Origin of the sequence: Viridibacillus arenosi, assembly GCF_001955655.1 — a bacterium.
Taxonomy (GTDB): domain Bacteria; phylum Bacillota; class Bacilli; order Bacillales_A; family Planococcaceae; genus Viridibacillus; species Viridibacillus arenosi.
On record NZ_MSPW01000001.1, the window covers coordinates 235,307 to 258,311 of the forward strand.

Genomic DNA, 23,005 nt, shown 5'->3' on the forward strand with positions numbered 1-23,005 from the left:
AACCCATAAAAAATCAAACTTTTTCACATAACTACAACCGCAAATATATAAACGAAAATATAAGCTAAGCAACATACTGAAGAAAAAATACCGCTATCCTATACGCTAAGGATTTACCGAGATTTTGTGTATTAGGGACACTACCTGCAAAGCTGTCCCTAGAGGCAAAGTAGAAGCAATTCTTTTTGATCTATTGCTTCGTAAACAATATTGAAAAATGGAATAGTAATGATAGCATTGTTTTCAATTATGTTGAGATTCGCTGTAACAAACTCTATCACTTTAAATTGACTGGTTGTTGTTGTGTAAGTTCTTATCGAACTAGAGCACCCGTTAGTTGAATAAGAACGGTTAAACTTTTTCATATCTACCCAATTTCTTGATGGATTTAGGAACTGGACTATATGTTATAGATTTCACTTTAAAAACGCACATCTTGTTTCCCCCTAATTCCACTTATTAGGAGTCTCGTCAGATTTATGCGGATTTACAATGTCTATTAAAAGCTTCCCCAATCTCGCTTTGGGAAGCTTGGCTTTGTGCTGTTTGATAAAAATAGAACTGAAAATTCTAAGGTTCACGGGTTACTTTTTTTGCCAATGCAATATAAGCCCCTAACATTGCTAGTATTATTCCTATAATCAGATTAATAGAAAGAGTTGATTCTCCCATCATAACGCTTGCAAAGCCTCCAATTGCTGGGAACATTGCGACCATATAACTACTTTCAGCAGCACCCATATTTTTAATCAAATATAAATAAAATAACCACGCTACAAATGAAGCTAAAATAGCTAAATAGAGTAATCCAATCCAATAATTTAAAGAACTTGGTAAACTAATGTCTTTTCCACTTACTAACGTTATCAGTGTTATTAAAATAATTGCTGAAAACATTCCAATGGTGTTAGCTGTAATCGGCTCAATTTGCTTTTTATTATTATAATAAGACAAGGTATCACCAACTGACGTGATAACCGTTCCAACGAAAGCCAAAATAATTCCTAAAATAAAGTTTGAAGAAATAGTATGAATATCTGAATATAAAATAATGATTACGCTTAGTAAGCCTAGCGAACCTCCTAGGTATATTTTACGTTCTAGTTTTGTTTTAAAAACGATGCTTAGAAAAATGGGTGTGATAATAGCTTTTAAAGAAAAGATTAACGTTACTAAAGCAGCCGTACTATAAATCGTACCGTAGTACAGTAACAAATAACTTATTGCAAAGTTACAGACGCCGAAGCCAATAACTGTTAAAAAGTTAACATTTGCTTTTAGAATCTTTATTTTCTTTATCTTCAACAATATGTAGAAAAGAACAAATGCAATAATTGATCTGTATAATAATGAGGCTTCTAACGGAACTTCTGTTCCTTGAATTTTAACGGCTATAAAATTCAATCCCCATATAAGCATACATGCTATGTACATAAAATAATTCAAGTAAACCATTTCCTTTTTATATAAGAATCGTATTCTAAAAATCTCAATAAACCCTGTATAACCATTACATAATATTCCATATTATAATATAGAATGTAGCGATACGAAATTATTTTAAATATAACAAAAATTAAGCTGTGTATTAGCAATCTTTTGATTCGTTTCAGTCCTCAACTTGAATTTTTACATTTTCCCATTCACTCCATAAAACTCACAAACCAAATCGCCTTAGACTTTATAGGTTTAAAATCCGAATCGCATTATGTGTCAAATGCGACATAAAAACTCACATTACCTTCTCCAAATAAACTGCCCCTTTAGTTGAATAAAAAAAGAGCTGTATGAACAGCTCAACGATTTTTACTAAAGCACCCTTTAGTTTAAGTACAATTCTTCACAATCCTGCTAACCTTCCCTATTAAAATATAAAACAACACTTAGTTACTAATTATATTAATAATTTTCTGTTGAGCATCTTTGGCTTCAGGGATTGGCATAACAACAAACACATGATTCATTTTAGGATAAACAAAGGTATTGATTTCAATTCCTTGTTCTATTAGTTTCTCATCTAATTTTATTGCATCTGGATATAAACTTTCGTGTGTTCCAATAAAATGAGTAATTTTCCCAAGTCCTTTAAAGTCACCGTAAATTGGACTAATCAATGGGTCATTTAAATTTTTATCAGCTGCCCATAGCTTTGTAATTACCTCCATTCCTTCACTAGCTAACATCGGGTCTTTTTCTTCATATTCAGGTATAAGAGAATTTTTAAAACCCATATCAACACATGCAGATAATAAAATAATATCTTTCGGTTGAGGCAAATGGTTCATCTTTAAAAGGTGGGCCAGACCAAGTGTTATATTTCCTCCTGCCGAATCTCCCATGATGGTCAATTGATTAGAACTTTCAATGGTTCCAAGAATTGCTTTATATAGGTTGAGGATTTTTGGGTAGGTATCTTTATAGTTAAAATGAGGTACTTTAGGATAAATGGGAGCAATAATTTTTGCATTTAAAGATTGTGCCATTTTATCCATGAACAACCAGTGTAAATTTAAAGGTTGATTCGTCCAAGCACCACCATGTATATAGAAAATAACTTTTTGTTTCAAAGACTTTTGGTCATTTAAAGTGAAAACCTGTATTCCTTCGAATGCCTCCTCCTTCACATCACTTGAAAATTTAATATCATCCCCAATAACATAGCGCTGAATATTTTCAGTTCCCCTTTGCTTAACGAACCGTTTGGTATTTTCAATACTAGAAAAACTTTTTTTATTACTTTGGGAAATTAACCATTTTTCAAATTGAACACTTTCTTCAGAACGTTCTCCGTTAAAAATTTCTACACTCATTTTTTTCTCTCCTTTAAACATTTTTACTGTTCATCCTGTTTCATAACACGGAATGATTTATAATAGCCGTGTGTCTCTTTATCAGAAGTCTGTAACAAGTTAGATAGAAGGTCTTAAATTGAACGGAGGCTTAAAGTTTTCCTTTCAATTTTATTATTATATTTACAATGCCATTTAAAGTATTACTTTGCATTTTCATGATTTCTCTAATTTCCTTTAACGAGTAGCTTAATGATTAGGCATCTTTTTATAAATTTATTTTTTACAAGGTATTCTTCTTTATATAATCGATACCGTTAGAACGTCGTTTCGGAGTATACTGCATCGCGTTACGATATATACAGTATAGTTCAATAAGAAAAAGAGTTACCTAATCCAATTAACCAGAATTTTTCTTAACTACCCTGCCCATTTAGTTGAATAAGAAAAAACAACTCCAAGATCTTCTACTAAAGACCCGTTAGGAGTTATACTTCAGGAATATCCTTGAAAAAAATTATTGTTTGACGATAATACTTTATTGTTTTAGAATAATATGTAAAATAAGGAGGTTTTTACTAGTGAATCTTTTTACCAAGACCGTACTAAAATTTTTATCAGTTATCTCGCTAATTGGTCAAGTTTTATGTGCGTTTGCTGGATTAATGCTATTATTTGCGTCTGTAGCTTTATTGTTAGTACCAAACGGAGTCAAAAAACAATTGCTACAGTATGTAGATTTAAACTCAAACACAAACCTATCAATATGGTTTTTAGTACTTTCTTGCTTAGTCGCGCTAGCAATCATTGCTTGTTTGTTTATCATTCTGTACGCTCTACGTAAAATAATTGGTAATATTTACGAGCAACACTTCTTTGTTTCTCGAAATCTTAAATACCTAAAACTAATATTAATCTCGATCACTAGCTTTACCGTTTTGGACTTCATTAGTCAGCTGTTATTTGCGCAAGTACATGCGTACAATGTCAGTAATATTTTTTCAGATTCTTGGCCAAGTTTAATAGGAAACATTCTTTTATTATCCATCGTTTATACGCTTTATGTGGTTTTAAAATACGGCATATCTTTACAAGACGATTCTAACAATGTGATTTAGGTGCGCTCCTAATGATAAAAATTAATCTAGATCGAGTAATGCTAGAAAGAAAAATTTCTTCAAAAGCGTTAGCAGAAAAAATTGGTATTACCCAAGTTAACTTATCAATACTAAAAACAGGTAAAGCGCGTGGTATTCGCTTTGCCACATTAGAAAAAATCTGTCAGACATTAAATTGTCAGCCTGGTGATCTTCTTGAATATAAAGAATAAACTTACATATAACAAAACAATTGTTATATGTAAGTTTTCAACTATTCCGCAATACGGCCCGAAAGTTGAACACAAGATAAATAACACTCTTCAACTAACCTGCCCCGTTAGTTCAATAAGAAAAAAGAGCTGCCTATGCAACTCAATGATCTTCAAGTAAAGCACCCTATAGTTGAACAAGATAAAGAGTGTTATTCATTATTTGGTTTTATCACCGGTTTCCCATTACTATCTAATAGTGGGGTAATTCCCCCTGCATATCCGCTCCAACTAAATAAATAGTGAATTCCTGTTTCCCTATCTACTATTATTCTGTTTCCATTAGCCACGCCATTTTCTGAAAGGATTTCTTCAAATCTCTTCTTTGAGCCTTTATTCTTCTCTGAGTCTTTACTAAACATTTATTCGCCCCCATATTACTGAAATTTCAAATAACCCCTTTTTATACTACGATCTTAGCAGGTAATTATTACAAAAGTAGTAAAAAGGCAACGATTTTTTTAGCAACAGCACATTGTATTAACCTACCTCTTTAGTTGAATAAGAAAAACAGAGCTATCTGAACAGCTCTACAATCTTACTAAAGCCTCCGTTAGCACAACTAGACAGAGTAAAAATACCTTCAACAAAAGTTCCAGATTATTGAAAACTAATAAGACTCCATCAACGTTTTGTATTTTTTCTTTGTGTCCAGATAAAATTCTTCGTCATTAATATTAGCTCTGTATGGTGTGTACGGTTATATAAGTATTGCTATAAAGAAGCATATTAATATTTTTTACATTCCACAATTCCTTAAATTCATTAATTGGAACTTTTCGATTATAGCTATTGTTATCATCATTACAATTCACCAGATGCCTTAATGATTCTGAAAGGTAGAAATACTCCTTGTCATATCCTACGACTGGGACAAAATGCAAATTATTACGATCCTTATGTACTTTAATAAAAACAATTACGGGAGTTCCTTTACTAACTTCATACTTTAATGTATTTAAATTCCCTTTATAATAGTTTGTTTTAAATCCCTTTTTTCTTAATACCCTACGGATTCCCTTTGGATATACATTGCCTGAACTCATTTTATTAGGGAAATTAGTATATAACTCTTCACCATCGGCCTCCATTCCAAAATGACGCAACACATATGCTGTTGAAAATGCTGCACATTCCCTTTTGTTTTGTATATCTATCCTATTATTTCGTTTAATTAGATAGTTAGCCATATAATCTCTTTTTCGTAAAACAGGTAAGGGTAATGTCATTAAATATGCATTAATGATAGTTGATATAATAATCCCTAAAATAGCCGTTCTAACTATAAACATACTACTTCCCTCCATTGCTTTGGGCATAGCGAAATAATATTCTATTTCCTCCTTTCACTAACCTGCCTCGTTAGTAAAATATCAATATGTCTATATTTCAATAGAGTTGGCAATAATCCCTTTATTAATGAATTATTAGGAGGTATAAACAATGTTACTTTCAAAAGCATGGGAGGCATTTGAATCAGACAAGCGAATTGAAGGTTTTTCCCCACAGACATTAAAAGCTTATCGACTCCAAATGATAACTGCGGAAGGAAGCGCCATTTTGAAAATGGAACAAAACAGGTTATTGCATATTTTATCCCTGTACGAAGGAAGTGAATCGAATGAAGAAATTTAAAATATTTTTTGATATCGAAAAAGAGGAGCGATGGCTGAATGAGCAATTACAAAAAGGCTATCGTTGTACAAATATTAGTGAATTATGAATATACACTTTCGAAAAAACCGACAAGAGATATGTGATGCGACTGGATTATCAAGATTATTTATCAAAGAAAAAGCTTAAAGATTACAAAGGGATATACGAAGACTTCGGTTGGAATTATATAAATGACTCCTGGCTTGGTGGAACTCGATATTGGCAAAAAGAAGATGATGATCAAAATGAAATCTCCTCGGATCGCCAATCAAAGAGCAATTATTATAAAAGATTGCTGGTTTATTCATCTGGCTTAGGTATACTGTTATTGCCTTTTTCTTATATGTTTTACAAGGATTCAGGTTTATATTTAGCTGAAGGTCTTTGGAGTATGACAGGTGCATTATTTTGGAAAGCATTTTTATTTGAAACTCCATTTGCCCTTTTGAGGTCGCTTCCCACCCTTATGATTGTTTTCTGTGGTATCAGTTTCTATAAAACTTATCGAAAGTATTCAATATTAAAAGAAAAATAATGCGAGGAGGTTAATTATGAACTTTTTTTAATTCAAAGAAGTAATTGAGGATAATGTATCTACCACAGTCGGGCGCTTTAATTGAGTAAGGTTCACAAAAATTATCAAACTTTTTTTAAAAAGGATGATTCAATTTAATATAGAAAAAGCGTGTTTTGTTCAGTCTTTTTTTCAAAACACGCTTTTTCTATTCGCTCTTTTATCAAGGTTTATTAAGTTAATTTAATCAAACTTTATTCAAAAGCTACATAATACTGTTTTAATACTCGAATCTTCATCTCGTCGGAAAGTTATACAGAAAGGGTCTATATGTGCCCTGTGCCGTGGCAATGAATTGTTTATGTAGATGTAATATGATAGAAGAAAAAATTCGATAGTTCCTTTTCAATTTCATTGCTATCTTTAATCAATTGTTGCGTAAACCCCACCAAATTGTAGCTTCTTTTTTATTCTTTAAGTCCTAAAGTGATTTTATTGCTGTATACTATATACTTGAAATATTTTATTTGTAATTTTAAATTTTTTTTAAAATAGACGCAGAGTTTTATTAATATCATGAGGGGAGGAAAAATTAATGACTTTCAGTGAACGATTGCGAGAGTTGAGATTAAAAAAAGATTTAACTCAACGAGAAATGGCTGAATTATTAGAAACAACTCGACAGAATTATAATAGCATAGAAAATGGTAAAATTGAAACCTCCCACAGCGCTACAGTAAAGTTGGCAAAATTCTTTAATGTATCTACTGACTTTTTATTATGTGCAACGGATGTTCCTTATCCGTTTGCATTAGAAGAACAGTTCTTTTTAGAAAATTTACTTAACAAGGAGCTTCGTCTTTGGTTTGTAGAAGAATTGTCGCAATCTACACCACAAAACATTATGAAGTTAAAAGGTATTTGGGATATTGTTAACGATACGAGTTATGGAGTACATAAAAGAAATGAAGAGACTTGATTGGTGAATTCATTGTACAAGTGAAACTAAACAACCAGTCGTCGGTACAATACTGACAACTGGTTGAATAAATGCTTGTACTACTTTTTCTAGATTATTTTATCTTTAGATTCATTGTTACATTAGTCTTGCATAGCACAGTTGCCAGAGCAGTATACATATCCTTCGTAGCGTGCAAGATACTGTGGGTTGCCCCCAAGAACCCAATATTTAAAATTCAACGTGCCCTTCCAACCTAACCGGTCATAATAAAAAGTAGAATATGGTTTTGAAAGATCTTTAATTGTAATATCTACCTTCACATATTTAGAATGTGCTACTGTGCTCGTTGCTTTTTCCTCCAAATTAGTAGGTGTGAATGTATGGCCATTAGCGGCTAATGTCACACCGGATGAAGCGATTAAAACCAAACAACAAACAATTAAACTACCAAATATTTTCTTCATAAATATCCCTCCCGGAATTTTCAGTAAATTCAAAAAAGATACCATTCTAGTTGTTTTATGTCAAATTATAACTTTATTTATGATATTATGAAATTTAATTGTACAAACTTACTTCTTCTTTAATTGGCTTAGGACATTTGCAAATTGTTTTGAATTCTCTGCTCGGATGAAGTTATTAAACGGATTACCCTGCCCCTGAATACGCTCTATAACCGCAGGAATAGTAAACATTGTTGGTGTTAACGAATCATTGACTTCTTCCCAATCTAGCGGTGTTGAGATTAATCCTTTTTCATTCCCTCTAGGAGAATAAGGAGCGGCTAACGTATTACCCGTTTTATGCTGAACATAGTCGAGATATAATCTGTTATTCCGATTCTTCTTTAGTCGTTCAGTGGTATACCATCGTGGCTCTTGCTCACATAAAAACTCGGAAAAAATGTGTGTATCATCATAAGTAAACATATCAAAGGGTAATGGTATATAAACGTGTATACCCTTCCCTCCTGAAGTTTTTGGGAATGACTGAAGTCCAAGCTGATTGAATATAGTTTTTAAGCGTAGTGCGGCTTCTGTTGCTATAGAGAACTCATTTAAAGAAGGTGGATCTAAATCAAAGACAATTTCCGTAGGTTTATTTGTATTAATCGTATTAAAAGGTATGTGAAACTCTATAGCTAGTTGATTTCCAAGCCATAATAGTGTTTCAAGGTCATTGCAAATAATATAATTCTTACCGCGAATTTGTTTTGTAGTCACAAAATCAGGAACGTAGTCAGGACTATTTTTTTGATAAAAACTCTCTCCAGGTACTCCATGCGGGTAACGGATAACTGTAAGTAAACGATCGCGTAGAAATGGCAGCATATATGGCGCTACATGTTGTAGATATAATAAGTAATCATCCTTTTGTATGTTACTTGCTGGCCAAATTGGTTTATCTGGATGTGTTACCTCTAATGTATGAAGAAGCGGATTTAATTGTCGTTGCATGTTCTGCCAGCTGCAATCCTCCGGTTGTTTATCAAAGTTGAACTTATAGAATCGAGGTTCTCTCAATTTACCAAAAGCAAAATCTATACAAGCCACCTCTACACAAATACTTGCATCAATGCTTAAAATATCTTCAGTTATTTTCTTTCCATTCTTAATAAAGAGCGTTACTAGCGTATTAAACTCTTCTTCACTGAGCCCGTGACGGAAAGATACAACTTCTATAAGGACATCGTTTTTATAGACTGCTCCATGAAAAAAACCATTTTCCTTATTATATTTTGTAAGTATGACACTAACGTATCTCCAATTTTTAATTTTGACCCAATTGGGTGACCGTGTATCACTCTTCCACTGACTTAACTCCCTCTTGGCCACTATTCCCTCACCGTTATAATCCTTCACTAAATTATATAACTTTTGACTATCTTCAAAAACCTCAACCAGTTGCATTCGACATTTATCGACATAATTTGTAGTGAGAGGAAGTTCTAATCCTTTAAAGAGATTACTTAATTTTTCTTTTCTATCCGTATATTCTTGATTTGTGATGCTGTCTCCCTTTTCTTTCATGTAATCAAAAACTACATAATGACAAGGAAATGAGCTTGCATGCTGTTTTATCGTACTTTGACTCCTCATTCTTCCCCTGGTTTGAACAACAGAAAAATTACTTTGGAAGTTATTCATTAAATAAACTAGCTCCCCATCCAGCATTAATGGTAAATACGGTTTGATACGATCACTTATCTCATTACAAAAGCTTATGATTTCAGGGAATTTAGCGTTTAGTATGTTTCCGTTTCTGCTCTTTAAGATAGGTTCGTCCACCCATTCTAATACGCATCGGAAACCATCATATTTTCCTTCGAAGCGCCATTCAGTCGATATTGGAATTTCATCTGCTGCTGTAAGTAACATAGGCTTCAAATTACCAACCTCTTTCGATCATATTCATTCGTATCTTTTGACTATTTCAGTTATTGATACATAAAAGAAGGCGAAATATTACATAGTAGAGAACTGAATATAGGGTAAATAGTATAATAAAATAAAATAAAACCTTATATTTAGAGGGTTTAAGTTTGATTATATATAATCAAACTTTATAATCAAACTTTTATTGTATATAAAAATACATTCATTAAATCTTTATTGAGATAATGGATGTATTTTTTTGTGGTCTTTTAATAAAGATTGATAATTTATAATTAAGTTTGATAAAAAACCTGTATGGAATGCTGTTTTCTTATTCCACAATCGGGCCATATTATTGAATAACATTCTTTTATGAAAGGTTACCTTACAATGATTAAAATACTATGACAGATGAAAAGAAAAAGAAACTACTAGAAGGCGTTCGTGCTGAATCAGAGAAGTATGGATTTCCTACTATAACTAAAAATAAAAAGAAGAGAACAAACAAGGACCAAGATAGCTGAATGCTCTCCTGGTCCTTTTCTTATTTATCTATTTTGAGTAAAGCCTTTTCCATTTGACTCTCATTTTTGTACCCAATATACATCATTAAAGCATTTAATGGGCTAATTAAAAGTTTTTATTGATAATGATACCCTTCTATTCCTATTTGAGATACGTCATAACCATTTAGTTATATACCTTATGTGAAAAATATATTTCAGTAATGAACGGATGTAACATACTATTAATGACATATTAAAAATAATAACGCGGAGGCTTTTATTATGATTAAAGTTCTGTTAGGCATTACTTCTGTTACTCTCATTTGGGGATATACATGGGTTACAATGAAAATAGCCATAAGTGACATACCCCCATTTTTATTTACCTCTTTGCGTTTATTAATAGGGGCGATTGCTTTATTTATCATCCTCCTAGTACAAAGAAAAAGGCTCTCTATAGGTAAAGGTAATTTTAAAACCTATCTGGTAATGAGCTTATTAATGCCTTTAGGCTATATGGGAATAATGACTTATGGTATGCAATTTGTAGATTCAGGGAAATCTTCTGTTTTGGTGTACACAATGCCTATATTTGTCACCATTATTAGTCATTTTAAATTAAATGATAAAATTAATATGTATAAAATGATTGGATTGATATTTGGTCTAATCGGCCTTTTATTTATTTTAGGAATAGAATTTATTAATTTCGATAAAAAAGTAGTATTTGGAGAGTTATTATTATTAATTTCGGCTTTTAGTTGGGCATCAGCAAATGTTTATAACAAACTAAACTCCAAAAATAAAGACATCATTCATATGACTGCCTGGCAACTTATTATGGGAGCAATATTTTTATTCATTCTCTCTTTAATATTAGAACCAAACCCTTCAATCCAGTGGTCTAATGAAGCAATTTTATCAACATTATTTAATGGTTTATTTTCTACTGCCTTTACATTTGTAGTTTGGTATTGGGTACTAAATAAAATGGATGCTTCGAAAGCATCTATGGCATTAATGTTTGTTCCTATTTTAGGTCTTATATTCGGATGGCTACAACTTGGGGAGAAGATAACATTTAATATTATTATCGGAGCATTTTTTATATGTACTAGCATTTTTATGAATACCTATAGGTTTAAAAGAACTTCAATAAAAAAACTAAAAAAAGTGTCTTGAAAATGTTAGCTATCACCACACATTACTAATATATATATAAATTCTTACTTTTAAAATTTCAATTCGAATTGAAGAAGGGAAAGATAAATGGGTAGATAAAGTGAAAACAAGAACTAAAAATCGCTTAATTCAAGAGCTATAGGGAGATGTTAATATGAAAGGTGTTATAGTAAAAAAAGCAGGTGGTCCAAATCAACTTGAACTTGTTGACCTACCAAATCCCCAACCTGGAGAGGGAGAATTGCTTATAAGAGTTCATGCAGCAGCGGTAAATCGCACAGATATATTAACGCGTGAAGGGAAAATGGGATATTTAACAAATCCTATCTTAGGCATTGAAATTGCTGGTACAGTGGTCCAAGTCAACGGTGAGAGTTCATTTTCTATAGGTGATAGGGTAATGGGTCTCGTCAACGGCGGTGGTTACGGTGAGTATGTAGTCATGCCAGCTAATCGGGCTATGAAAATTCCTAAGTCTTTATCGTTTGAAGAAGCGGCCGCCATTCCTGAAGTATTCCTAACTGCTTACCAAACGTTATTTTGGATCGGTAAGCTTCAAAAACAAGAAACCGTCCTAATTCATGCAGGTGCAAGTGGAGTTGGGACAGCAGCTATTCAACTGGCAAAAAAACTTTGCGACGCGAAGATTATCGTTACTGCTGGTTCTAAAAGAAAGCTTGCCTTCTGCCAAGAACTTGGTGCTGATGTACTTATAAATTACAAGGAGCAGTCATTCGTCGAAGAGATACTAAAAGCCACTAATGGTAGGGGTGTAGACTTGATTTTAGACTTTATCGGCGCTGATTATTGGGAGAAAAACCTCGCAAGCATTAAAGTAGAAGGTCGGTGGGTCCTTATTGGTATACTGGGCGGAAGTGAATTGGAAAAGATAGACCTATTTACCTTGATGTCAAAGTGCATCCAATTAACAGGGACATTACTAACCCCAAGAAGTGATGAATACAAAGCTCTTTTAACCCATGACTTTGCTGAAATCGTAACACCTTATTTAGAACGCGGAGAAATAAGGCCTATTATTGACACGACGTTTTCTATCGAAACGGTAGGAAAAGCTCACACGCATATGGAAGAGAATCAGAATATTGGGAAAATTATACTTAAAGTTAAGGAGTAACTTTCCAAGGTTTGGGAGCAAAAAAAATTTGACAAACAAACCATTTACAAATCTAAGGCTCGCGGAGGAAAAAATGACCTGGGGAGGTACAGAAGTACCCTCCAGTTATTTTGCAGCCGGAGAAAACACAAATTTCCGCGAAACAAGAACCACAACCGGAGGTCGTCGCATGGAACATTGGCCTATGTATAAGTGTGCTCCCTTCGGTAAAACTAATTCCCTCAATCCGATCAAGTTTGATGCGGATTTTAACTGCTTTTTCGAAGTGAAAATCGAGCGTGAATAGAGTGAGGGAGCGGAGACTCGCTGCCAATCGAACCTTGGAATAACGGAGCCGTCCCCGGGGTCTTGTGGGGTTCCTTCGCCTGATTACAAGGAAAGGTCTAAATAGGAATCTGTGGAAAGGTGTTCAAAGAAGAAAACGCGTGGGTTTCCATGATTTCCTTCGTTAAAACCCTTTCCTGTTTGTTGCATTTTTACTTTTTAGTTAATATCTTGATCAGAAAAAGTTTCAGATTTATGAAATTGATTCATGATGTTTATAAATTCTTTTGTAGCAGGTGTTACTTCATCAAATGAGTGTGCAATTATACCGACATCACGAGTTATCTTTGGATTAATATCCTTTACGAGTAAATTATGAGCTACAGAAGAAAGTGTAAAGTTTGAAGTAACACCTATACCTAAATTATTTTTGACCATAGTAATTAAAGTTTCGACATTTTGGACTGTTAGATTCTCTTTAAATTCAATATTATTTTTTTGAAACATGTTTGATATAGCGGTTTCATGTCCTCCTTTGCAAAAAATAATTTCATTACAATATTTTACCAGATCAACGTTTTTTTCTTGACTTAATTGATGATTATGAGGAAGTATTGCGACCATATAATCATGGTAGAGTATTTCAAATTCATATGGATCAAAGGGAGATATACTAATCCCTATATCAACAGTTCGATCCTTCACCCATTCTTTTATTTGATTTGAGGTTCCTTCTGCTAATTCTATATTTACAAGTGGATATTTCGACATGAATAATGCGATGGGCTCAGGTAGAATATTTGTTGATGCAGCAGGAACAGAGCCAATCTTAACCTTACCACTGAGAAGTTTATTTTCCCGATTAGCAACTTGATATATTTTATTCTCAATACCTTTCAATTGTCTCGCTAATATAAGAATTTCTTTTCCCACTTCAGTGAGCGTTAGTCCATTTTTCTTATCCCTATTAAACAATTTAATATTCAGGGATTCCTCTAAATTTTTTACCGCCTTACTGACTGCTGGCTGTGAAATAAATAACTCTTTAGACGCCTCTGTAATATTCATTTTTTCTGCGACTTTCAAAAATATTTGAAGGTTATTCAAATTTATATTCATAACCAATTAGTTATACCTCCTATGTTAAGAGAATATCCCTTTAAATAGATATATAATGGTGTTTATGTGTGGCTTGATTTAAATTGCTAAGGTATTTAATTTTTGCACACAATAATATCATGAGCATGTCCCGTAAAGGTACGCCCGCTGATAATGCCCCCAATTTGACGTCCAAAAAGACTTCTTCCTTGTCTTTTACAATAGCGAGTATTTATTATTTTTAGTAAGTGAATACGACGTCAAAAAATGATAGTTCGCACAGATTATGCACTCCACCTGATTTCAACTGGAGCTAGATGAAGATACCGAAGAAATGAAGCTTACTTTGAATATGGATTTTCCTACCAAAATCCATATCCAATTCCACACCTCTACGTAGCGAAAGACTGCCTAAGCAGTCTTCTCACAAGTTTATCCTACATATGTTAGTTTTTCGTTGTTTTTAAACACTTCATCAATTGTACCGCCACCAAGACATACCTCGCCGTCATATAAAACAACTGCTTGTCCCGGTGTAATGGCACGAACCGGTTCTTCAAATGTAATTTGTGTACTGCCATCTTCTAAAATCTCGACTTCAACCGGAGTATCTGTTTGACGATAACGGAATTTCGCTGTGCAAAAAAATTTACGAGGTAATTTTTTTGTCGAAGTATAGCTCATTTTCACTGCTGTTAATGAAGTAGAATACAATGCATCATGGTGAAAACCTTGGCCAACAAGCAATACATTACGCTCTAGGTCTTTTCCAAGAACAAACCATGGCTCACCGTCGCCACCAATACCAAGCCCGTGACGTTGACCAAGTGTATAGTACATTAGCCCGTCATGTTGTCCCATTACCACGCCGTCCATTGTCTCCATTTTTCCAGGTTGTGCTGGTAGGAATTTACTTAGGAACTCTTTAAAGTTACGTTCGCCAATGAAGCAAATGCCTGTTGAATCTTTCTTTTTCGCTGTTGCAAGACCTGCCTCTTCAGCAATTTTACGCACTTCTTTTTTCTCAATATCACCAATTGGGAACATAACATGTTTAAGCTGCTCCTGTGTTAATTGATTTAGGAAATACGTTTGGTCTTTATTTTCATCGACACCACGAAACATTAATACTTCGCCATCACCACTCCGATCAATACGTGCATAGTGGCCCGTTGCCAGATAATCAGCACCAAGACTCATCGCATGTTCGAGGAAAGCTTTAAACTTAATTTCCTTATTGCACATAACGTCTGGATTTGGTGTGCGGCCTGCTTTATATTCTTCTAAAAAGTATGTGAAAACTTTATCCCAGTATTGCTTTTCAAAATTAACTGCATAATATGGAATACCAATTTGGTTACACACTTTAATAACATCATCATAGTCTTCTGTAGCTGTACAAACACCATTTTCGTCTGTATCATCCCAGTTTTTCATAAAAATCCCGATTACTTCATAGCCTTGTTGTTTTAACAGGTACGCAGCAACCGAAGAATCCACCCCACCCGACATGCCAACAACGACACGTATTTGCGAGGGGTCTTTTGTTTCTTTCATTAAGGTCACCTTTTCTTTTCTTAATTCACCAATCTTTTCACAATAGCTTTTTTTCCACTGCCTGTTTTATATCTTCTTCTGTCAAGCCTTAACCGAAGCTAAAACGAATTCAATTACGTAATTTTTCAGCACCATGTCCACACATTGCCATCAAGACAAGTAACGGGCCAATCGAAGCTTCTGTGCACGACGATCCACTTGATGCACAATTACCCGCCATATTAAGATTTACTAAAAACGATTCAACACATCCTGCAAAGCTTACATTGAATGCATGCGGCTACACATTTGCGTATCACCATTAACGTGGAATGTAAGTGCTTCTTCTAAGCTTATACTTCCCGTGAATCTATTTCCTTTTCTCTACGCAATTTATCCGGTGTTACATCATTTCCTAGTGAATCGAGTACAGTCATTTTTGAAAAAGTTTCGCGAACTTGTCCGCGAATTTCGCGTAAGTAGTCTTTGCGTAATACTTGTTGCTCAATCCGTTCAGCACTTGTCAAACCTTCTTCACGCTGTTTTTTCGCTAATTCATTAATACGCCCTAAGTTATTTATCATCTTATTTCATCTCTATTCTCTTCATTAATTTTGCTTATAATTTATAGCATGAGTCACTTTTAAAGGTTTTGGTGCAAAAATATCTAAACAACAGCAATTGACCTCTAAAACATGGACATTATATTCTGTTCCTACTTTTTTACAATAAACAATAATAAAATGACATATTTCCTGTACTCAACAGAAAATATGTCACTTACCCTTTATATGCTGAGTCTTTTCTTCTCATCACCTACAGTTGTTTTACCACTATGACCATTATATAAAACAACGTCATCTGGCAATGATAGAATCAAATTTAAACTTCGTATCAGGTCCTGTTCATTTCCACCTTCATATTGAGTGGATCCAATACTACCTTTAAAGATGGTATCACCAACAAACGCTATTTTATCCTGTGCATTATAATACATAACTTGATCCATTGAATGACCGGGAGTATGTGTCATCGTTACTTTAAAATTCGAATTAGCTGACAGTTCAAACGTTTCACCTGATTGTACATAGCGCACATCATCAACTATGATATGTCTATTGCATAAAGCTGATAAGTTCATTCTCGCATTTTGCACATATTCCCGCCCGAGTTCGTGCATATAAACAGGGATATTTAATTTATTTCTAATTTTATCGACTGCACCTATGTGATCAAAATGTCCATGTGTTAATAATATTTTTTCGATATGATAACCATTGGATTCTATCACATGTAATATTTTCTCTGCTTCTGCACCGGGATCAAATAAAAACCCATGTTTCGTATCCTGATCAATATATAAAAATGCATTTGCATAAAATACATCTTTTACTGTTAATTGATGTACAACGCTTCGATTATTAATTACATCCATCAATACCACAGCTCATTCCTGATAAATCATTATTCTGACTATCATCCTGCATTGCTTGTTTTAACGCCGTTTTAAATGTTTCGACATTCTGAGCACCACTCAAATTGATTTCTCCATTAATCAAGAAGTAAGGTACACCTCGGACTCCCATTGAATATGCCTGCGTTTCATCTTTACGTACATCACTTTCAAATTCATTAGAATTCAAAACTTTTTCTACTTCATTTTCACCTAGTCCATTTTTCACAGCAATTTCTTTTAGTACATTTTTATCGCTCAACTCTAAATTATCAGTGAAATAGGCTTTGAATAAATCTTTTGCAATCGTTTTGTTTCCCTGTTTTGCTGCATAGTGTGTTAAGCGATGAGCATCCATTGTGTTTGTATATCGTGTAGTATAATATTTGAAATCAATACCTTCGTTTTTACCATACTGCTCTATTTGTCTAATTCTTTCTGCCGCCATACTATTAGATAGACCATATTTTTTTGCGAAACGATCTTCTGTATTGGATACGACTTCGTAACTAGTGTTAGGATCTAATTCGAAACTTCTCATTTCAATATTTACTTGATCTTTAATTCCTAGCTCATTCATTGCTTTTTCCAATCTTGCTTCTCCAATATAACAGAAGGGACATGCATAATCTGACCATATTTCAATTTTCATTTTTATTACCTCTTTTCAAATTTTGAGATTTTTTCTAAATCCTATAGATTCGTTTCTATAAAGTTTGCTAACTCATGTATCAGTTGCTCATTGCGTTTATAGTATGTCCACTTTCCGATGCGTCTTGCTTCGACCAGACCTGCACGCTGTAAAGTTGATAAATATTGAGATGTAGTAGACTGATTCATCTCAAGCTTATCTCTAATCAGGCTTACACAGACCCCTACTTCATCCATTTCCTCTATCGCTTGTCGCTTTGTATCAAAATGCGTTGTAGGATCTTTTAACCAGTATAATATCTTCAGTCTCGCTTCATTAGATAATGCTTTAAATAAATCAACCTGATCAAATTGATTTTTCGTCATGAATTCACCTCACTGTTTCTTTATACATATCATTATATCACAATATATCGATATATAAACATGTGAGCTCGTAGTTTTTTCTTCCTTTAATACCTCAGGTTTTGGTTTTTCCTTTAGATCTTCAAACTTAAATACTTTATTAAGTCCACGATAGATATGTTTAGATTCTTTCGTAAGCAGAGGTCCCAAAATAGCCAGAATCAAGACGTAAACAGCAGCGAAAGGCTGGATAATCATCATGAGTCCGCCAGCTTGAGCCATGTTAGCTAGAATAATGGAAAATTCACCTCGGGAGACGATGGTAAGACCGATATTAGAAGAGGCTTTCGTCGAAAGTCCCGCACTTCGTCCGGCAAGCATTCCGGCTATAAAGTTACCTATGAGAGTAACGACTACGGCAATTAGGGCTAGCCAAACGGCTTCTCCACCGAGCGCCAAAGGATCAATAGATAATCCGAAGCTGAAAAAGAATATGGCACCAAAGAAATCTTTGAATGGCATAATTAAATGCTCGATTCGATTCGCGTGAGTTGTTTCTGCAAGAACCAGTCCGCGAGAAGTGCACCGATTGCTTCAGCAACGTGAATCGTTTCAGAGAACCCTGCTACGAGGAACAAAGAACCAAAAATAACGAGGCCAAACAACTCATTGTTACGAATGTTAAGCAATTTATTGAGCAAAGGTACCAGTTTGCGTCCTACAATAATCACAACGAGCATATAACCAAGTGCAATCAGTGCACTTACAATGACACCGCCAACCGAAGAGGAATCACTGAGAACAAATCCTGAAAGAATCGAAATGTATACAGCGAGGAATACATCTTCAAACATAATAATTCCAAGAATCATTTCCGTTTCAGGATTAGCGGTTCTTTTCAGATCAACCAATACTTTCGCTACAATGGCACTAGACGAAATGGTAGTAATTCCCGCAATAATTAGTGCTTCTGTGACCGGGAAATCTGACATAAAACCCAACAAGAGTCCAAGCGTAAAGTTAATACCTAAATAAATACTTCCACCAACCACAATAGATTTTCCTGATTTAATCAACCTTCCGACTGAAAATTCAAGCCTAGATAGAAGAGAAGGAAAAGTACACCTATGCGACCAAGGAATGAGATAAAGGGGTCGCTCTCAATAAAACGAAAATCGAAATGCCATATCTGGCGGTCCTACCGCCATACCAATCAAAATATAGAAAGGGATGACGGAAAACCGCAGTTTAGAGGAAATCAATCCGGCTGCCGCGATAAGTACAATTGCCAAACCGACTTCAAGTACTAAATGATCCATCGTTCACCTACTTCCAACCTATTAGATTTGTTTTCATTTTTGTTGCTAATCTCGATGATTTTATCATCGAATGGTGTAAAACTTGACGCGATTTACAGTTGTGTTAGTAAACCCATTGGTGAACCGGATATCCGTTATAACTCAGGCGCTACAACCCTTGTCGCTTTGTATCAAAATGCTTTGTAGGTTCTTTTAAGCAGTATAATATCTTCAGTCTCGCTTCATTAGATAATGCATTAAATAAATCAACCTGATTAAATTGAATTTTCGTCACGACTTCACCTCACTATCATTTTTATATACATCATCATATCACAATATTACGATATGTAAATATATAAGCTCACGATTTTTTGCATGGTGTTATCAAAAAAAAAATAGGCTAAAGAAATAATAAATGAGGTAAAAAAATAAAGCATTAACAATTGATCAGAAAGACTTCAGTATTAAAACCATTCAAAAACACCCCTCGATCTCTCGAGAGGTATTTTTGAATTTACTGCTTGTTGGAGCTATTTTGATAGCAGCTCTTTATGTCGGTTTAAATCAAAGTTGAACTGTTTTGAAAAAGTCGCACCATTTTGAAGAAAGTTTAACCGTTTTAAGCCTATCAAAAATAGAGATTATCTTGGTTCTCTCAATTTTTCAAAGGCAAAATCAATACAGGCAACCTCTAAACAAATGGAGGGATCAATACTTAAAATATCTTTAGCTGTTCTCTTTCCATTCTTGTGAAATAGCTCTACTAACGTAGAAAACTCTTCTTCGCTTAGTCCGTGGCGAAAAGATGCAATTTCTATAAGTGCATTGTTCTTATAGACAGCACCATGAAAAAAGCCATTATGCTTATTAAATTTGGTCAGTATGATGGTAACGTATTTATAGTTTTTGATTTTCACCCAATTTGACGATCGTGTATCACTCTTCCACGGACTTTGTTTCTTCTTCGCAACGATACCCTCACCGTTATAATCCTTAACTAAGTTCCATATTTTTCGACTGTCATCAAAAACCTCTATTATTTGCTAGCGGCTTTTATCGAGATAATTTAAAGTAAGTGGAAAGTTTAATCGTTTAAAGAGTTCACTTAGTTTTTGTTTTCTTTCGGTGTATTGTATGTTAGAGATATTCTCTCCTTTTTCAGTCATGTAATCAAAAACTACATTATGACAAGGGAATGAATTTGCATGCTGTACAATCGTATTTTGACTCCTCATTCGGCCCCTGGTCTGAACGACAGAAAAAATACTTTGAAAGTTATTCGTTAGATATACTAACTCCCCGTCTAAACTAAGAGGTAAAAACGGTTTGATGCGTTCTCTTATATCATTACAAAAGCTAATGATCTCCGGAAATTTAGAATTTAGAATGTTTCCGTGCCGGCTCTTTAATATAGGTTCGTCCACCCACTCCAATCCGCACCTAAAACCATCATATTTCGTTTCATATAACCATTCAGTCGATGTTGGTATTTCTTCTGCAGCTGTTAGTAGCATAGGCTTCAAATTATTACCAACCTACTTTCGATTCTATTCGTTTTTATCTTTTGACTTTTTGGTTTATTGATACATAAATGTAGTTGAAATATTACATAGTAGAAAAAAAAGAAGGTGAAATCATGCATACAGTTTGGAAAGGTAGTATTAGTTTTGGTTTAGTTAATATACCGGTTAAACTCCATACGGCCACTGAAAACAAAGATATTAAGCTTAGACAGCTTCATAAAGACTGTAATACACCAATCAGTTATAAGAAAGTTTGCGAAGGATGCAATAAAGAAGTGAAAGATGAGGATATAGTAAAGGCTTACGAATATGCAAAAAATAAGTTTGTAGTTTTAGATGCTGAAGAATTAGAAAACTTAAGAAAAGAAAATGAAGATAAAGCGGTTGAAATAATTGATTTCGTGAAAATAGAAGAGATTGATCCAATTTATTTTGACCGTTCATATTTTTTGTCTCCTGATGCAACTGGTAGCAAGGCTTATTCACTATTAAGAAAGACTTTAGAGGAATCTGGAAAAATAGGTGTAGCAAAAATTGTTATTAGATCAAAAGAACAGTTAGCGATTGTACGTGTTTATAAAGATTCTCTGGTAATGGAAACAATTCTTTTTCCAGATGAAGTACGAAATGTTGTCGATGTACCGAACATACCAAGCGAACAAACAGTAGTTAAAAAAGAATTGGATACTGCTCTATTGCTGGTTAAACAATTAACAACCGTATTTGAACCCACAAAATACACAGACGAGTATCGAACTTCATTGATGGAATTGATTGAAGAAAAGAAAAATAGTAGTACCGTAACTGCAAGTGATAGACAAAACCCAATGCCCGATAATGTTATGGATTTAATGACTGCTTTACAAGCCTCACTGGATAAAACTAAGAAGAAACCAACTCGAAAAAAGAAAACTGCAAAAGCAAAAACCTCTTAATAAAAAAAACGAATCACTCGACTTAGTTGAGTGGTTCGCTTTTTTTTCTATTTTCCTGTTACTTAATAGCACTGATGCTTAGGTTATTTTCCTTAATAGAGTCAATACTTATTTTGCGGTAATTGTAGCAATTACTCTTAATTTAGACGAACTTTTTATTTCGCTAGGAAGTATTAAACTATTAATACTGGAAACTAAAGAGACATTTGAACCATGATAAAATGCTTGAGTAACAAACTTTGAACAATAATTTGATCCTATGTTATCGATGTTATGACTCAAAAGATTATACGATTGAGCACTACTAATATTTTTTGTTGCCCAGGTTGCAGCACCACTAGCACCACTAGTTGGTCTTAGAACTGTTATTGTATTACCTGTAGGATGTCTATCAAAAAATTCTTTAGTAATTGTTGATCTACCTGCTGGAGTTCCAGTTAGAACTTCCTTAACCTTGAAATCAGTACCAATTATTACAGTATGACCAACTAAGCCGGTTGACCATCCTTTGGAAGTATATAAAACATCACCTGGGTACATTTCTAAGGTAGAATTAGGATAAAGAGGATTCCCAACACTAAGAGGTTCTTTTTCTTTTTCTTGTTCAGATTCAATTTCATTTTCTACATTTTGGGTTTCGTGTTCTGCTGCCTGAACTGAATTTGATAACCCCGAAAAAACAATAAAAAAGACAAATAATGCAGAAATTAGTAATAATATTTTTCTCATAAAGTAGCCCCCTAGTTATTTTTTATCTATTACCATATAATAGCATATATTAACCGCATTACAAATATATTATAAAATTGGATATTATTTACTTTTTTATAAGGAGGTGACACATTTGCGTAAAATAAAAAAAATTATAGCGATTGTTCTACTTGTACTTATCCTTGTTTCTGCTTTAAAAATCCAAAATATTAGAACTACTTACGAAGAGAGAGTGAATAGTTATCTCTTGAATGAACAGGGCTATGAAAAGAAAGAAATTAAATCTATTAAAACAAAATATAACTTTAAAATGCCTCCATTCTATACAATAGTAATTTTTGAAGATGAGCCTTTTGTTAAATATTGCTATTTCGCTCACAACGAAGGCAGAGTAAAGCAATTCGATTATATTCTTACAGAAGAGGCGAAAAAAATAGATATTGATGAATCTAAATTAAAGCATTATGTACCTTATGAGTAACATCCATTGCTGTTCCAAATAAGAAAACGGGTTATCAATGTGACAAGGATTATGCAAAAACCTCGTAACTAAAAAAGCGTTTACTCTAATTATTGTTTTTGAGTAAACGCTTTTTTGCTATTTTTCTTATTTTGTTGTAAGTGTTTAGAAAGGTAGAATATAGTTTGTAAAAGCATAGAATGTAGTGACCATAAATAATAATCACCTACTATCAATTGCT

At 33.7% G+C, this 23,005-nt stretch carries 23 protein-coding genes and 4 pseudogenes; 10 read left to right on the top strand and 17 right to left on the bottom strand.

The features are described 5' to 3' along the window. Positions 1-570: 570 nt before the first annotated feature. Positions 571-1,446 (bottom strand): DMT family transporter, encoded by an 876-nt coding sequence (locus tag BK137_RS01085; RefSeq protein WP_038190401.1) that lies wholly within the window; start codon positions 1,444-1,446, stop codon positions 571-573. A gap of 437 nt (positions 1,447-1,883) precedes the next feature. Further along, entirely contained in the window at positions 1,884-2,810 is a 927-nt protein-coding gene (locus tag BK137_RS01090; protein ID WP_038190403.1) for an alpha/beta hydrolase fold domain-containing protein, read from the bottom strand. A 560-nt stretch (positions 2,811-3,370) separates the two neighbouring features. Here BK137_RS01090 and BK137_RS01095 point away from each other — a divergent pair. Beyond that, entirely contained in the window at positions 3,371-3,907 is a 537-nt protein-coding gene (locus BK137_RS01095) for a DUF2975 domain-containing protein (RefSeq protein WP_038190404.1), read from the top strand. Positions 3,908-3,918: 11 nt separating this feature from the next. Beyond that, the gene (locus BK137_RS01100; protein WP_038190405.1) at positions 3,919-4,119 is read left to right on the top strand and encodes a helix-turn-helix domain-containing protein; all 201 of its coding nucleotides are present in this window, start codon (positions 3,919-3,921) and stop codon (positions 4,117-4,119) included. 191 nt (positions 4,120-4,310) lie between these two features. On the opposite strand, the gene BK137_RS01105 is transcribed toward BK137_RS01100, so the two are convergent. Both BK137_RS01105 and BK137_RS01110 read right to left on the bottom strand, forming a co-directional pair. After that, positions 4,311-4,520: a DUF6440 family protein gene (locus BK137_RS01105; protein WP_038190406.1), complete on the bottom strand. Its 210-nt coding sequence runs from the start codon at positions 4,518-4,520 to the stop codon at positions 4,311-4,313. 315 nt (positions 4,521-4,835) lie between these two features. Beyond that, a complete protein-coding gene (locus BK137_RS01110) occupies positions 4,836-5,450 on the bottom strand; it encodes a cysteine peptidase family C39 domain-containing protein (RefSeq protein WP_038190407.1) in 615 nt (204 codons plus the stop codon). Positions 5,451-5,682: 232 nt separating this feature from the next. Here BK137_RS01110 and BK137_RS22110 point away from each other — a divergent pair. From BK137_RS22110 to BK137_RS01125, 3 genes and pseudogenes are all read left to right on the top strand, one after another. Beyond that, a pseudogene (locus BK137_RS22110) lies at positions 5,683-5,793 on the top strand (PadR family transcriptional regulator); the annotation flags it as partial. After that, positions 5,780-6,349: pseudogene (locus BK137_RS01120) on the top strand (DUF2812 domain-containing protein). The pseudogenes BK137_RS22110 and BK137_RS01120, both read left to right, overlap by 14 nt. A 574-nt stretch (positions 6,350-6,923) precedes the next feature. After that, on the top strand, positions 6,924-7,307 hold the full coding sequence (locus BK137_RS01125; protein ID WP_051448843.1) for a helix-turn-helix domain-containing protein: 384 nt from the start codon (positions 6,924-6,926) through the stop codon (positions 7,305-7,307). Between the two features lie 122 nt (positions 7,308-7,429). Here BK137_RS01125 and BK137_RS01130 read toward each other — a convergent pair whose 3' ends face one another. Together BK137_RS01130 and BK137_RS01135 are read right to left on the bottom strand one after the other, a co-directional pair. Beyond that, positions 7,430-7,753, bottom strand: a complete 324-nt coding sequence (locus BK137_RS01130) for a hypothetical protein (protein ID WP_038190409.1) — start codon at positions 7,751-7,753, stop codon at positions 7,430-7,432. A gap of 108 nt (positions 7,754-7,861) precedes the next feature. Beyond that, positions 7,862-9,667 (bottom strand): DNA ligase D, encoded by a 1,806-nt coding sequence (locus BK137_RS01135; RefSeq protein WP_235175785.1) that lies wholly within the window; start codon positions 9,665-9,667, stop codon positions 7,862-7,864. Between the two features lie 785 nt (positions 9,668-10,452). Here BK137_RS01135 and BK137_RS01140 point away from each other — a divergent pair. From BK137_RS01140 to BK137_RS01150, 3 genes are all read left to right on the top strand, one after another. Then, complete coding sequence (locus BK137_RS01140) at positions 10,453-11,352, top strand: DMT family transporter (RefSeq protein ID WP_038190414.1); 900 nt, start codon at positions 10,453-10,455, stop codon at positions 11,350-11,352. Between the two features lie 154 nt (positions 11,353-11,506). Continuing rightward, positions 11,507-12,487, top strand: a complete 981-nt coding sequence (locus BK137_RS01145; protein ID WP_038190416.1) for an NAD(P)H-quinone oxidoreductase — start codon at positions 11,507-11,509, stop codon at positions 12,485-12,487. A gap of 28 nt (positions 12,488-12,515) precedes the next feature. Next, positions 12,516-12,773: a hypothetical protein gene (locus BK137_RS01150; protein ID WP_143690971.1), complete on the top strand. Its 258-nt coding sequence runs from the start codon at positions 12,516-12,518 to the stop codon at positions 12,771-12,773. A 197-nt stretch (positions 12,774-12,970) separates the two neighbouring features. Here the strand turns inward: BK137_RS01150 and BK137_RS01155 are convergent, their stop codons facing one another. From BK137_RS01155 to BK137_RS01195, 10 genes and pseudogenes are all read right to left on the bottom strand, one after another. Beyond that, positions 12,971-13,870 carry a LysR family transcriptional regulator gene (locus BK137_RS01155; RefSeq protein ID WP_038191171.1) on the bottom strand — a complete coding sequence of 300 codons (900 nt, stop codon included), beginning with the start codon at positions 13,868-13,870 and terminating at the stop codon, positions 12,971-12,973. Positions 13,871-14,281: 411 nt separating this feature from the next. Then, complete coding sequence (gene mnmA, locus BK137_RS01160; protein ID WP_038190421.1) at positions 14,282-15,406, bottom strand: tRNA 2-thiouridine(34) synthase MnmA; 1,125 nt, start codon at positions 15,404-15,406, stop codon at positions 14,282-14,284. 332 nt (positions 15,407-15,738) lie between these two features. Further along, on the bottom strand, positions 15,739-15,969 hold the full coding sequence (locus BK137_RS01165; protein WP_038190423.1) for a DUF896 domain-containing protein: 231 nt from the start codon (positions 15,967-15,969) through the stop codon (positions 15,739-15,741). 203 nt (positions 15,970-16,172) lie between these two features. Further along, a complete protein-coding gene (locus tag BK137_RS01170) occupies positions 16,173-16,820 on the bottom strand; it encodes an MBL fold metallo-hydrolase (protein ID WP_038190425.1) in 648 nt (215 codons plus the stop codon). Then, positions 16,807-17,490, bottom strand: coding sequence for a DsbA family oxidoreductase (locus tag BK137_RS01175; protein ID WP_038190427.1), 684 nt, complete (start codon positions 17,488-17,490; stop codon positions 16,807-16,809). The genes BK137_RS01170 and BK137_RS01175 overlap by 14 nt, the downstream gene beginning before the upstream one ends. A 41-nt stretch (positions 17,491-17,531) precedes the next feature. Next, on the bottom strand, positions 17,532-17,855 hold the full coding sequence (locus BK137_RS01180; RefSeq protein WP_038190435.1) for an ArsR/SmtB family transcription factor: 324 nt from the start codon (positions 17,853-17,855) through the stop codon (positions 17,532-17,534). Between the two features lie 9 nt (positions 17,856-17,864). Continuing rightward, positions 17,865-19,153, bottom strand: a pseudogene (locus BK137_RS01185) (cation:proton antiporter). 148 nt (positions 19,154-19,301) lie between these two features. Continuing rightward, complete coding sequence (locus tag BK137_RS22775) at positions 19,302-19,427, bottom strand: hypothetical protein (protein ID WP_268746474.1); 126 nt, start codon at positions 19,425-19,427, stop codon at positions 19,302-19,304. Between the two features lie 349 nt (positions 19,428-19,776). Beyond that, entirely contained in the window at positions 19,777-20,052 is a 276-nt protein-coding gene (locus tag BK137_RS01190; RefSeq protein WP_051448844.1) for a hypothetical protein, read from the bottom strand. Next, positions 20,053-20,649, bottom strand: a pseudogene (locus BK137_RS01195) (ATP-dependent DNA ligase); the annotation flags it as partial. Positions 20,650-20,771: 122 nt separating this feature from the next. On the opposite strand from BK137_RS01195, the gene ku reads away from it, so the two are divergent. Beyond that, positions 20,772-21,593 (top strand): non-homologous end joining protein Ku, encoded by an 822-nt coding sequence (ku, locus tag BK137_RS01200; RefSeq protein WP_038190436.1) that lies wholly within the window; start codon positions 20,772-20,774, stop codon positions 21,591-21,593. 108 nt (positions 21,594-21,701) lie between these two features. On the opposite strand, the gene BK137_RS01205 is transcribed toward ku, so the two are convergent. Beyond that, positions 21,702-22,322 (bottom strand): hypothetical protein, encoded by a 621-nt coding sequence (locus BK137_RS01205; protein ID WP_051448846.1) that lies wholly within the window; start codon positions 22,320-22,322, stop codon positions 21,702-21,704. A gap of 115 nt (positions 22,323-22,437) precedes the next feature. Between BK137_RS01205 and BK137_RS01210 the strand changes: the two genes are divergently transcribed. After that, positions 22,438-22,785, top strand: a complete 348-nt coding sequence (locus BK137_RS01210) for a DUF3139 domain-containing protein (protein ID WP_038190437.1) — start codon at positions 22,438-22,440, stop codon at positions 22,783-22,785. Positions 22,786-23,005 lie beyond the last annotated feature (220 nt).

Bases quoted from the DNA above. Each gene is read 5' to 3' on its own strand.
- BK137_RS01090 (WP_038190403.1), bottom strand. From the start codon at position 2,810: ATGAGTGTAGAAATTTTTAACGGAGAACGTTCTGAAGAAAGTGTTCAA.
- BK137_RS01100 (WP_038190405.1), top strand. From the start codon at position 3,919: ATGATAAAAATTAATCTAGATCGAGTAATGCTAGAAAGAAAAATTTCT.
- BK137_RS01105 (WP_038190406.1), bottom strand. From the start codon at position 4,520: ATGTTTAGTAAAGACTCAGAGAAGAATAAAGGCTCAAAGAAGAGATTT.
- BK137_RS01110 (WP_038190407.1), bottom strand. From the start codon at position 5,450: ATGTTTATAGTTAGAACGGCTATTTTAGGGATTATTATATCAACTATC.
- BK137_RS01125 (WP_051448843.1), top strand. From the start codon at position 6,924: ATGACTTTCAGTGAACGATTGCGAGAGTTGAGATTAAAAAAAGATTTA.
- BK137_RS01130 (WP_038190409.1), bottom strand. From the start codon at position 7,753: ATGAAGAAAATATTTGGTAGTTTAATTGTTTGTTGTTTGGTTTTAATC.
- BK137_RS01135 (WP_235175785.1), bottom strand. From the start codon at position 9,667: ATGTTACTTACAGCAGCAGATGAAATTCCAATATCGACTGAATGGCGC.
- BK137_RS01140 (WP_038190414.1), top strand. From the start codon at position 10,453: ATGATTAAAGTTCTGTTAGGCATTACTTCTGTTACTCTCATTTGGGGA.
- BK137_RS01145 (WP_038190416.1), top strand. From the start codon at position 11,507: ATGAAAGGTGTTATAGTAAAAAAAGCAGGTGGTCCAAATCAACTTGAA.
- BK137_RS01155 (WP_038191171.1), bottom strand. From the start codon at position 13,870: ATGAATATAAATTTGAATAACCTTCAAATATTTTTGAAAGTCGCAGAA.
- mnmA (WP_038190421.1), bottom strand. From the start codon at position 15,406: ATGAAAGAAACAAAAGACCCCTCGCAAATACGTGTCGTTGTTGGCATG.
- BK137_RS01165 (WP_038190423.1), bottom strand. From the start codon at position 15,969: ATGATAAATAACTTAGGGCGTATTAATGAATTAGCGAAAAAACAGCGT.
- BK137_RS01170 (WP_038190425.1), bottom strand. From the start codon at position 16,820: ATGGATGTAATTAATAATCGAAGCGTTGTACATCAATTAACAGTAAAA.
- BK137_RS01175 (WP_038190427.1), bottom strand. From the start codon at position 17,490: ATGAAAATTGAAATATGGTCAGATTATGCATGTCCCTTCTGTTATATT.
- BK137_RS01180 (WP_038190435.1), bottom strand. From the start codon at position 17,855: ATGACGAAAAATCAATTTGATCAGGTTGATTTATTTAAAGCATTATCT.
- ku (WP_038190436.1), top strand. From the start codon at position 20,772: ATGCATACAGTTTGGAAAGGTAGTATTAGTTTTGGTTTAGTTAATATA.
- BK137_RS01205 (WP_051448846.1), bottom strand. From the start codon at position 22,322: ATGAGAAAAATATTATTACTAATTTCTGCATTATTTGTCTTTTTTATT.